Consider the following 10,203-nt stretch of genomic DNA (forward strand, 5'->3'; position numbering starts at 1 on the left):
CCAGAGTTATATGAATACAGCCAAAGAGCTAAAACCCCGGAATTCATTCAAGAATTCCGCAAGCGAGCTAAAATCGAACCCAAGAATGCAGAACTAAAACGATTCCACGGACTAGATCGAGCCAAAGGCTATGGTCTACGAAGCATCCGCATTCAGGCCAAACTAACAGCCCTGGCGGTAAACTTAAAGCGGATAGCTAAACTGGTATCCGCTTCAAAAGGGTTATCTTCGTTTATTTTGAGGTTTTTATTCTGTCGGGTACAGATTAACCTACCTGATGGGCTGTGGGTAACCGCCAGGGCGGCTTAAAAGGGTTGCTTTTTCAGTGATCTCGAACCGTCCCCTCGACACGCCCTTGATTGGTGATATTGAAATTTCCGCATGGTTATAGATCCATAATCGGTCCGCCGTTGTTGTAGAAGTAGTACAGCTTTTCGTTCAGATAGTCGTTCGTGATAATTCTCTCTCCTTTTCCGCCTTTGCTCCAGTCGTTTTGATAAGCTCCCTGTACATTGACTATAGGTTCGGATTGATTAAATTCCTTTTCAAACCTGACTTGAAAATTGATTGGCCTGCGTGTAGTTGTTGCGTTGTTAGTCATGGTGATCCCTCCTTTATTTAACCTTATGGAATGTCTTTGAACTATTTAACACTATACTGATGCAATTCACGTGCCAAGTTGTAAACCCTTAAATAAAAGCCTGTAATACCTGCCTCAAACAGCGGAAAAAGTATTTGAATAAAGCAAAAACATTAAGATGGTGCACCAAAAATGTCACCCCATGTTTAAAATGTGATCAACTGCAACAACTTTGGTACAACAGTAGCCGTGTAGAATTTTGGCAGGGCATCGTATCAGTTGTATTAATTAAATAAGGATGGCTGCACAAAAGGCAGATTCGATGTGGTTTGAGTGCCGGGTTTAGGGCTCCCTGATCTGCGGGTTTGGTTTGGAGCGCTTGGCTGAGGTGTGCACTGGTGTTGGCTAACGGGTAGGGCTTCGCTATGCCATTTAGCCAGGTTATTTAAAGCTTGAAGCTGTTCTCGCCGACCGGCCCGGGCTTTGCTAAGGGCTCTATTTAAAACCGTGTAGCTGTTTTCAATATCGGCTTCATTGACCGGGAAGGGGAACCCATCTTTACCGCCATGGGCAAAGGAATAACGCACCGGATCAGCATAGCTGGCTTCAACCCCGTAGGCTACTTCAGCCACCAAACATAATGCGCGCAATGTACCAGGTCCCAGACCTGGAACCTGCAGCAGTTGTTCAAAATCTTGCGGCTGTTGTTCATAGGCAGCATATAGGGCTTTGTTTAAATAAGAGGTTCTAGGGATGGTATGTCGTCCGGGCAAATGCAACTCCGGTTTGGGTTCTGAAATTTTACTGATTTCGGCTAGCAATCTGTCTGGCGGGATATGAACCATTTCATAACTAATTTGGCGCAGCGGCTGATTGTCATGGGAAACCAGATTTAACGTATCAGACGTATGATCGCAGCAGATCGCTGCCTGGGGTTCGGCAGTAAAATTTTTTACTGCCGAACTTAGCCAATGATAACGGCGTGCCTGGGCAGTGCCCTCATTCATACCTTGCTGGATAACGGCCCAATGGCCTGTGCCGGTAAAGACAAAGCAATGATGATATAGTTGATACCCATCCTGGACAGCTGTGCTATCAACTTTGGCTGACATCTTACTGGCATAGATCAGTTTTTCTGCATTAATGGCTAAGGGATACTTATCGGCATAGGATTTTATTTCAAAAGGCGTATTACGGGAACTTCTGCCTTTGCCCCCGGCTATATATAGCCCGGCCTGCGGCCCAATATCGGCCAGACCTTCCTTCAAAGCACCGCAGACAGTCGTTGTAACCCCGGATGAATGCCAATCAAACCCAACTACGCAACCCAGGGCCTGAAACCAGTAAGGATCGCTAAGGCGCTGCAAAACTTCTTCAGGGCCGGATTCCTCAAGTATTACTTCTATAATAGCCGCACTCAGGGTTTTCATGTGGGCAAAAAGCCAAGCCGGGCATTTTCCTCCATGCAGAGGCAGATTAGCGGTGCCGGTTTTCAAAATAATCACTGCTTTCTTTTTGTGCAAGTATAGCATAATTATAAACCACAAAACAAACGTTCTGCAACCAACCCTTAAAAAACCATTTTTTCTGGTTTTTTATACGTTATCCAAAGTCCTATATAAAAGCTTCTTTTTAACAGGTTTGGATAGTTAACATTTTGAGTATAATCAGCATATGTTATAACAGACTGCCAAGGAAGTGTGCTGATGAATGAAATGCAAATAAAAACATGGTTTGGGGATAATAGGCAAAGCGCGCTAATACTGCCGCTATGCAACATTTGTGGGCAGGTGCCCAGCGAAGGTATCAGAGGCGTTATTAAAGTGGGCAAGGCTTGGATATGCCGGGAATGTGAACAGGAAATAGCGACCCTTGAGGTGGGTTCTTCGCAATATGGACTGATTATGAATAAAATTAAGAAAGTCTGGAAGTAAGATAAGAGCAGTAAAACTGTGACCTTGAATACACTGCTATCTTTGGTGGACACTGATTTTTTGTTAATCAGTGTCTTTTAGTGTCAATAAAGCCGGTTTGTTTCGTATAAAAAGGGATGTTTTTGATTTAGGCATGAGGGGTAAATGGCAAATAATTATTTTAAAAGGCCAGGGTGCCTTTTTTATTTGGGGAGAGGGAAAATTTGAGATAGAATAGAGTAGTAAACAACTTTACAGATGGCAGGGATAAGGAAGCAGATGCTGGAACGTGCGCCCATTTATGAGGCTCTTAATCAATATGCACAGGCAAACAATCTACGCTTGCATATGCCGGGACATATCGGCGGACAAGCAATGCCCGTGGAGTGGGGAGGTCTGGCTTGCCTGGATTTGACGGAAGTGGCGGGAATGGATGATTTGCACCTGCCCCAGGGGATTATAGAAAAATCCCGCCGTCTGCTGGCTCAGGCAGCCGGAGCCAGGGAAAGTTTTTTCCTGGTAAACGGAGCCAGCTGCGGGGTTCAGGCTATGCTGATGAGTATGGCTGGAGATGGCGAACAAATTATTATTCCCAGAAATGCGCATCGCTCTTTTTATGCGGGGATGGTACTATCCGGTGCTTGGCCAGTATATTTACCCGGTGAGATCCATGCTGAACTAGGAGAAATCCTGTCAGTAAGCTGTGCGGAAGTCCAAAAAGCCCTGGCGCAAAATCCTGCCTCCCAGGCCCTTTTTATAACCAGTCCCAGTTATTACGGAACCTGCTCTGATATCAGCACTATCGTTCAGGTAGCTGCAGATTATGGCAAGCAGGTTCTGGTAGATGAAGCCCACGGTGGACATTTTCCTTTTCATTCGGGGTATCCTCCCACGGCTTTGAGTCAGGGAGCCGTTGCGGCAGTTAATGGACTGCACAAGACCTGGCCGGTTTTAAACCCGGGGGCAGCTTTGCATATTGGTCGTGGGTTTTTTGAGCGGGAGCGCCTTTACCAGGCGGTCAGTTTATTGACCACTACCAGTCCATCGTATCCGCTTTTGGCTTCCATTGAAACCGCCCGGCTGTTTATGGAGGAGCAAGGTTATGAATACCTGGAAAAAGCCCGCAGTTTGGCGGTTGAATATCGGATAAAAATAAACCGGATTAAAGGTGTGCATTGTTATGGAGAAGAATTAATTGATAACCGTAATATTATAGGCCTGGATCCTTTGAAAATAATCATATCAACTCGGCAATTAAGCTTAAGCGGGTATCAACTGAGTAGGATTTTGCGCGAAAAATACCGCATTCAACTGGAATTGGAAAGCCAGCATATGGTTGTGGCAATGTTTTCCCTGCTCCACCAAAGAGAGGACTGGGAGAGGCTATACATTGCTCTTGAGGAGATTGCCTCCGTTTATGCAGGTAATGGCAAAAAACTGTCCAGGCATGAAACTTTGCCGGGGACAAAAACTATCCTCAGCCCGCGCCAGGCATTTCTGGCGGCAAAAGAGGATGTAAGTTTAGAAGATAGTCTAGGCAGGATTGCCGGGGAAATGATCGCGGTATACCCGCCGGGGATACCCTGCCTGGTTCCGGGCGAATTAATAAGCCCGGAAATCTTGGAGTATCTTCAGTACCTGAAAAACAGCCCCGTTCGAATACAGGGGGTGCAAGACGCACGCTTGGAAAAAATAAAAGTAGTAACCCAGGTTTGACCTGGCATAGGCCACAGTAACTTTTGAAAATGGAACGGTGATATGGATGGGGAAGCGTTACCATCGCCGGTATTCGGTTCGACCTTAACCGGGTTAGTGGAATTTGCCCCTGCTGAGTGCCGGATCGCTGCTAAGGTTGCCGCATTTATTAAAAGCTGTTTTTAGATTAAACTTAGGTGGTGGGTCGGTGTACAAAGGAAAATTTATCAGCCTGGAGGGGATTGACGGTTCTGGTAAAACCACCCTGAAAGAGCAGTTACGTATACAATTGGAGGGAAAATATGAATTATTGATGGTCAGGGAACCGGGTGGAACCGATATTTCCGAAAAAGTCCGGGAACTATTGTTAGATGTTCGCAATGAAGGCATATTGCCCCGCGCCGAGGCTTTGCTCTATGCTGCAGCCCGTGCGCAAGTAGTAGAGGAAATTATTCGTCCCGCATTAAATTCCGGCAAACTGGTGATTGCTGACCGCTACCTGGATTCCACTATTGCCTACCAGGGTTATGGCCGGGGACTTGACATAGGATTTCTAAAGCAGCTTAATAGCTTATGCACAGACGGTTTAAAACCCGACCTGACCCTTTTACTGGACATTGAGCCTGCCGAAGGACACAGACGCAGGCAAAAGGGTACTTTGGATCGTTTGGAAAAAGAGGGATTAGAGTTTCAGACCCGGGTCAGAAATGGATACTTAAAGATTCAAGAAGAAGAGCCCGCCAGAATTAAACTGTTAAACGGTCATCTAAGCGTGGAGAAACTCAGCCGGGAAGCACTTCAACATATGAAGCCCCTTTTGCCGACCGAATCCAGCCGGTTGTAAAAAAACTGACTGCACCAGGAAAGAGGCAGATATTATGAAGGTAGAACGAAACAAAAAAGAACTGGAAAGCTATACCCCGGTCGGAAAATCCGGACTGCCTCAGGTGAAAAGAGGCAACGAAAGCAGTTTTGAGCAGGAGTTGGGGCAGCGTCAAGAGGCTTATGCGCAGCTCAAAATGCAGGAGATATTGGCAGAAATTGATAAGCTCAATGAGAAATTAAACCGCAATATTAATCTAAATGATCTCATGCTTTATAGAAAACTGGTTAAAAATTTTCTAAAAGAAGCTACCGGCGAGGCCTACCAGATTTCCCGCAAAAGAGGGCGGAATCGCAGCGGACGTACGGTGCTGGTTACCGTTAATACGATCGATAAAGAAATTGATCAATTAATAGATGAATTCTCAAGCCACAGGACCGAGCCTATAGAGATATTGGCAACCCTGGATAAAATCCGGGGAATGTTGGTAGATCTCTTGATTTAAAGGTGATGAAAATGAAGTATTTTAAGGATATAGTCGGACATGACAAAATTATAGCCGTCTTAGAAAAAGCTCTGCAAAAAGGGCGCCTAAGCCATGCCTATCTTTTTCTAGGTCCGGCCGGAGTGGGCAAATTTACCACTGCCTTGGCTATGGCTCAAGCCGTTATTTTAACCGGTGATCCCCAGGGCGAAGCTTATTGGCGGGAAGGGGTACATCCGGATTTTAAACTGGTAAAAAAGATGGACAGCAAAACCCTGCTGGGTATAGAACAGATTACCCAGGAAATTGAGCCTTGGCTTGCCTTAAAGCCTTATCGTGCCGACCAAAGGGTGGTTATTATAAAGGACGCCCATCTGCTTAGCCTGCCGGCCGCCAATGCCCTATTAAAGACTTTGGAGGAACCGCCTGATTATGCCGTAATAATACTGGCAGCAGATGAAAACAATCTTCTGGAGACTATCGTCTCCCGCTGCCAGATAATGAATTTTTCTTCACTTAGCGAACAGGATATAAAAAACCATTTTTTAACCCAGGGAATGGATGAGGAAAAGGCACTTAACCTGGCTCGGCTAGGACAGGGAAGTATTGCGGATGCCCTGCTTTTTGCCGAGGAGGAATGGGAAGAATACTGGTTCATAGCGGAAAACATATTAACGTCCCTGGCAGACGGCTCCACATATCAGGTATTTGCGGCAGCGGAGAAAATGGAAAAACACCCGGAAATTATGGTATCTTTACTAGAGACCATTTTAAGAGATATATTAATCTTTCAGCAGACTCATGACCCTGACCGCCTGTTGATGGATAGGAATCTGTCGTTATGTCAAAACTTTAAATTACTCGATCCTTATAGATTAAGACCGGCCATGAGCAGCATAAACAGCTTAAAAAAGCATTATAAAGGAGCAGTTAATTCATTATTGTTAAATATTAATATTTCCTATGAGTTGCTGGATGCGCTAAGATAATTTAAATTTTGGATTATGCGAAACTGGCGAACAGCTATGGGATTAGTATTGGAGGGATAATGTTGGTATGGGTAGCAGGGGTAAGGTTTAAATCTGCCGGTAAGATATACTACTTTGACAGCGAAGACCTGGATCTTAAAGCAGGTGATGCAGTTATTGTCGAAACGATCAGAGGCATTGAATATGGTGAGGTGGCACTGGGCAAAAGGGATGTTCCTGAGGATCAACTGGTGCTGCCGCTTAAAAAGGTTATTCGCGTAGCCAGTGAGGAAGACCGCAATACGTATAAAAACAATAAGCAAAAAGAAAAAGAAGCCCTGGAGCTTTGCAAAGAAAAAGTACGATTGCATAATCTCCCCATGCGGCTGATTGATGTCGAATACACTTTCGACATGGGTAAAATTATATTTTATTTTACCGCCGAAAGCCGGGTGGACTTTCGGGAGTTGGTCAAAGACCTGGCAGCAATTTTTAAGACCCGAATTGAATTAAGACAGATCGGGGTACGCGATGAGGCCAAAATGCTGGGAGGTATTGGTACTTGCGGACGTGTACTCTGTTGTAATAATTTTCTGGGAGATTTCGAGCCGGTTTCAATTCGTATGGCCAAAGAACAGAATCTATCGCTTAATCCTACCAAAATATCAGGAATTTGCGGACGTTTGATGTGCTGCCTTAAATATGAATCGGAGCTATATGAGTGCAAGCGAACTGAGGGGGATAAAAATGGAGGACACTGCGAAATCTGTCCAGGAGCTGAAAGTATTGATCCGGGAGCTGATTCTTGAGATCGGGGAATTAAAAGAACGGGTAACGATCCTGGAAAGAGAAAAAACTCCTCCGGCAGCTTATAATGAAAAACACGATAAACTTGATATAATCAAGCTCCAAGGCGAAGGCTATGAGCGGCTGGGACAGCTGTATAATGATGGTTACCATGTATGTCCGGCTAATTTTGGTTATAGCCGCGAGGGGGATTGTCTGTTTTGCCTGGCTCTGATTTTGAAGGAGTAAGGGGTAATAGCCGCGGTTTTAATAGACACAGATAACACAGACCCTGCGGGCACAGATTTACACGGATTTCATCTTAATTAATAAGACGCTATCTGCAGCATCATCACATATGCTCAAAAAACCCGGTTGAATTTGTAGGGTATTCAGCCGGAAAAAGGCTACCGGGGGATTGTCTGTTTTGCCTGGCTCTGATTTTGAAGGAGTAAGGGGTAATAGCCGCGGTTTTAATGGACACAGATAACACAGACCCTGCGGGCACAGATTTACACGGATTTCATCTTAATTAATAAGACGCTATCTGCAGCATCATCACATATGCTCAAAAAACCCGGTTGAATTTGTAGGGTATTCAGCCGGAAAAAGGCTACCGGGGGATTGTCTGTTTTGCCTGGCTCTGATTTTGAAGGAGTAAGGGGTAATAGCCGCGGTTTTAATGGACACAGATAACACAGACCCTGCGGGCACAGATTTACACGGATTTCATCTTAATTAATAAGACGCTATCTGCAGCATCATCACATATGCTCAAAAAACCCGGTTGAATTTGTAGGGAACGACCTCTCGTCGTTCCGCATTTCCATGGGTGGTTGTGGCCTGCGGGCATGGAGGTTAATTAGAAATTTTAATGAAAATGTATGATGAGAAGGTTCCCATATATGCCGGGGAGACCGTGGATGATTTGATATTAGGCGATATGCGTATTATTCAGCCGGAAAAAGGCTACCGGTTTTCCCTGGATGCGGTTCTTCTGGCCCATTTTCCGGAACCTCCCTGGCAGCATGTGATCGAACTGGGAGCAGGCAGCGGGGTAATCTCCTTGCTTATGGCCTATCGTGACCCCCAGGCCCGTTTTACATCCCTGGAGATACAACCGGCGGTGGCCGAGCGGGCGGCACGCAGTGTTGCCTTAAATGGAATTGAAGATCGGATAGAAATCCTAAATGCCGATATCAGAGAAGCGGAAAATCTATTGCCGACCGGGGAGGCTGAACTGGTTGTTAGCAATCCGCCTTTTTGGCGCCGGGGTGAGGGCAAAGTAAGCACAAATCCAGAAGAAGCTCTGGCACGCCATGAAATAAGCCTGACCCTAAATGAGCTGATTCAAAAGGGTGCCTATCTTTTGCGCCCGGGAGGCAAAATGGCTATTATTCACCAGTCCAAACGACTGGATGAGGCCCTGGAAATATTCCGCCGCTATAACGTTCCGGCGCGCAGGATAAGAACGGTGCATTCGTTTATAAATCAACCCGCCCGCCTGGTATTAATCGAAGCAGTTAAAAACCGCCCCGGCCCGCTGGCAGTCATGCCTCCACTGATTATCTACACCCATCCCGGCTTATACAGCCCGGAAATAAAAAGCATATACGCTGATGGATAAATATATAAAGGAGTATGTGATGGCTGCAGGAACTTTGTATGTATGTGCAACCCCCATAGGTAATCTGGAAGATGTAAGCATACGGCTTTTAAAAACCCTGCGGGCGGTAGATATTATAGCCTGTGAAGATACCCGCCATACGCGCAAACTTTTAACCCGTTATAAGATCAAGAAGCGTCTGCTCAGTTATCATGAGCATAGCGGCAGTGCCAGGGAAGATTATCTGTTGGAAGAACTTAAAAAAGGCGTAAATATTGCCTTGGTGTCCGATGCAGGGATGCCAGGTATTTCTGATCCCGGGGAAAAGTTGGTTAAAAAGGCTATTGCAGCAGGGATCAAAGTGGATGTTGTCCCCGGCCCGTCAGCCTGTACCACCGCTTTGGCCATTTCCGGACTGGACAGCAGGGCTTTTGTTTTTGCCGGTTTTCTGCCTAATCGGCGTCAGGCACGTCTGCAGGCACTGCGCGAACTTAAAAACGAGTCCCGGACGGTAATTATTTATGAAGCCCCACATCGTCTGCTCGATACCCTTGCAGACTTTGAGGAAGTAAGCGGCCCGGATCAAAACCTGGTAATCGCCCGGGAATTGACTAAGCAGCATCAGCAAATGCAGCGCGGTACAGTCAAGGAACTGCGGGAATATTATGAAGTCCACCGCCCCCGGGGAGAATTTTGCCTGCTTTTTCCCGGGCAGACTCAGGAAACTGAAACAGCCGATCTGGAGCAGATTATCAGCGAAACCGCAGAACTTATCAAAGCAGGTATGGAAAAAAAAGAAGCCTTCAAAATGAAGGCTCATGAGTACGGAATAAAAAAATCCATACTTTATAAATACTTTGTCGACAATCCGCTATAAAATTATGTATTAGCCGATTTGTTTCATTAATTCAGTTAGACAGCCCTTACATAGATTTTTGCCTTTGTAGTTGACAACTTCTTCCGCATTGCCGCAAAATATACAAGCAGGTTCATACTTCTTGAGGATAATTTTGTCGTTGTCCACATAGATTTCCAAGGCATCTTTTTCCTCAATTCCCATAGTACGTCTTAACTCAATGGGGATTACTATACGACCTAACTCATCTACTTTCCTTACTACTCCAGTTGATTTCATCATAAACGATAATCCTCCTCTTCAACACGATTCGACCTTCTAATCAAGACGATACCAAAGTTGGCAGAAAAAGTCAAGATATTGTCAATAAATAGTGTTGAAAAAATAACTAATGAAGTATATTCTTGTTGTTTATGAAATTATTAACTCGAACTATAGTATATTCCTAATTTATTTAAAAATAAAATTATTAAAAATAAATATTACTTTAAC

The 10,203-nt window shown here is 45.1% G+C and carries 13 protein-coding genes; 10 read left to right on the forward strand and 3 right to left on the reverse strand.

Going from position 1 to position 10,203, the window contains the following annotated elements; translation table 11 throughout:
• The coding region (locus AAV90_RS12150; RefSeq protein WP_046499579.1) for a transposase at positions 1–309 on the forward strand (309 nt) is incomplete at its 5' end.
• 76 nt (positions 310–385) lie between these two features.
• Here the strand turns inward: AAV90_RS12150 and AAV90_RS12155 are convergent.
• Positions 386–601, reverse strand: coding sequence for a hypothetical protein (locus AAV90_RS12155; protein WP_046499583.1), 216 nt, complete (start codon positions 599–601; stop codon positions 386–388).
• Positions 602–864: 263 nt separating this feature from the next.
• Entirely contained in the window at positions 865–2,076 is a 1,212-nt protein-coding gene (locus AAV90_RS12160) for a DUF763 domain-containing protein (RefSeq protein ID WP_084691593.1), read from the reverse strand.
• Positions 2,077–2,286: 210 nt separating this feature from the next.
• Between AAV90_RS12160 and AAV90_RS12165 the strand changes: the two genes are divergently transcribed.
• The 9 genes from AAV90_RS12165 to rsmI all read left to right on the forward strand — a co-directional run bounded on the left by AAV90_RS12165 (position 2,287) and on the right by rsmI (position 9,732).
• Positions 2,287–2,514: a sigma factor G inhibitor Gin gene (locus AAV90_RS12165; protein WP_046499586.1), complete on the forward strand. Its 228-nt coding sequence runs from the start codon at positions 2,287–2,289 to the stop codon at positions 2,512–2,514.
• 237 nt (positions 2,515–2,751) lie between these two features.
• Complete coding sequence (locus tag AAV90_RS12170; protein ID WP_084691591.1) at positions 2,752–4,209, forward strand: aminotransferase class I/II-fold pyridoxal phosphate-dependent enzyme; 1,458 nt, start codon at positions 2,752–2,754, stop codon at positions 4,207–4,209.
• Between the two features lie 187 nt (positions 4,210–4,396).
• On the forward strand, positions 4,397–5,032 hold the full coding sequence (gene tmk / locus AAV90_RS12175) for a dTMP kinase (protein WP_046499590.1): 636 nt from the start codon (positions 4,397–4,399) through the stop codon (positions 5,030–5,032).
• A 34-nt stretch (positions 5,033–5,066) separates the two neighbouring features.
• The gene (locus tag AAV90_RS12180; RefSeq protein WP_046499592.1) at positions 5,067–5,516 is read left to right on the forward strand and encodes a YaaR family protein; all 450 of its coding nucleotides are present in this window, start codon (positions 5,067–5,069) and stop codon (positions 5,514–5,516) included.
• An 11-nt stretch (positions 5,517–5,527) separates the two neighbouring features.
• The gene (locus AAV90_RS12185) at positions 5,528–6,484 is read left to right on the forward strand and encodes a DNA polymerase III subunit (protein WP_046499594.1); all 957 of its coding nucleotides are present in this window, start codon (positions 5,528–5,530) and stop codon (positions 6,482–6,484) included.
• Positions 6,485–6,546: 62 nt separating this feature from the next.
• Positions 6,547–7,272, forward strand: a complete 726-nt coding sequence (locus tag AAV90_RS12190; RefSeq protein WP_076982656.1) for a PSP1 domain-containing protein — start codon at positions 6,547–6,549, stop codon at positions 7,270–7,272.
• Positions 7,211–7,498, forward strand: a complete 288-nt coding sequence (locus AAV90_RS14995) for an initiation control protein YabA (RefSeq protein WP_076982655.1) — start codon at positions 7,211–7,213, stop codon at positions 7,496–7,498. Before AAV90_RS12190 ends, AAV90_RS14995 begins: the two co-directional genes overlap by 62 nt.
• Positions 7,499–8,129: 631 nt before the next feature.
• Entirely contained in the window at positions 8,130–8,876 is a 747-nt protein-coding gene (locus tag AAV90_RS12200; protein ID WP_076982657.1) for a tRNA1(Val) (adenine(37)-N6)-methyltransferase, read from the forward strand.
• 19 nt (positions 8,877–8,895) lie between these two features.
• On the forward strand, positions 8,896–9,732 hold the full coding sequence (gene rsmI, locus AAV90_RS12205; protein WP_052729772.1) for a 16S rRNA (cytidine(1402)-2'-O)-methyltransferase: 837 nt from the start codon (positions 8,896–8,898) through the stop codon (positions 9,730–9,732).
• Between the two features lie 9 nt (positions 9,733–9,741).
• Here rsmI and AAV90_RS12210 read toward each other — a convergent pair whose 3' ends face one another.
• Positions 9,742–9,990, reverse strand: coding sequence for an AbrB/MazE/SpoVT family DNA-binding domain-containing protein (locus AAV90_RS12210; protein ID WP_046499607.1), 249 nt, complete (start codon positions 9,988–9,990; stop codon positions 9,742–9,744).
• Between the last annotated feature and the right edge of the window lie 213 nt (positions 9,991–10,203).

This window comes from Syntrophomonas zehnderi OL-4 (genome assembly GCF_000983115.1).
In the GTDB taxonomy this organism is placed as follows: Bacteria; Bacillota; Syntrophomonadia; order Syntrophomonadales; family Syntrophomonadaceae; genus Syntrophomonas_B; species Syntrophomonas_B zehnderi.

Excerpts from the sequence above, each read along its gene's own strand:
- AAV90_RS12155 (WP_046499583.1), bottom strand. The coding sequence starts at position 601 with ATGACTAACAACGCAACAACTACACGCAGGCCAATCAATTTTCAAGTC.
- AAV90_RS12165 (WP_046499586.1), top strand. The coding sequence starts at position 2,287 with ATGAATGAAATGCAAATAAAAACATGGTTTGGGGATAATAGGCAAAGC.
- AAV90_RS12170 (WP_084691591.1), top strand. The coding sequence starts at position 2,752 with ATGGCAGGGATAAGGAAGCAGATGCTGGAACGTGCGCCCATTTATGAG.
- AAV90_RS12180 (WP_046499592.1), top strand. The coding sequence starts at position 5,067 with ATGAAGGTAGAACGAAACAAAAAAGAACTGGAAAGCTATACCCCGGTC.
- AAV90_RS12185 (WP_046499594.1), top strand. The coding sequence starts at position 5,528 with ATGAAGTATTTTAAGGATATAGTCGGACATGACAAAATTATAGCCGTC.
- AAV90_RS14995 (WP_076982655.1), top strand. The coding sequence starts at position 7,211 with ATGGAGGACACTGCGAAATCTGTCCAGGAGCTGAAAGTATTGATCCGG.
- AAV90_RS12200 (WP_076982657.1), top strand. The coding sequence starts at position 8,130 with ATGTATGATGAGAAGGTTCCCATATATGCCGGGGAGACCGTGGATGAT.
- rsmI (WP_052729772.1), top strand. The coding sequence starts at position 8,896 with ATGGCTGCAGGAACTTTGTATGTATGTGCAACCCCCATAGGTAATCTG.
- AAV90_RS12210 (WP_046499607.1), bottom strand. The coding sequence starts at position 9,990 with ATGAAATCAACTGGAGTAGTAAGGAAAGTAGATGAGTTAGGTCGTATA.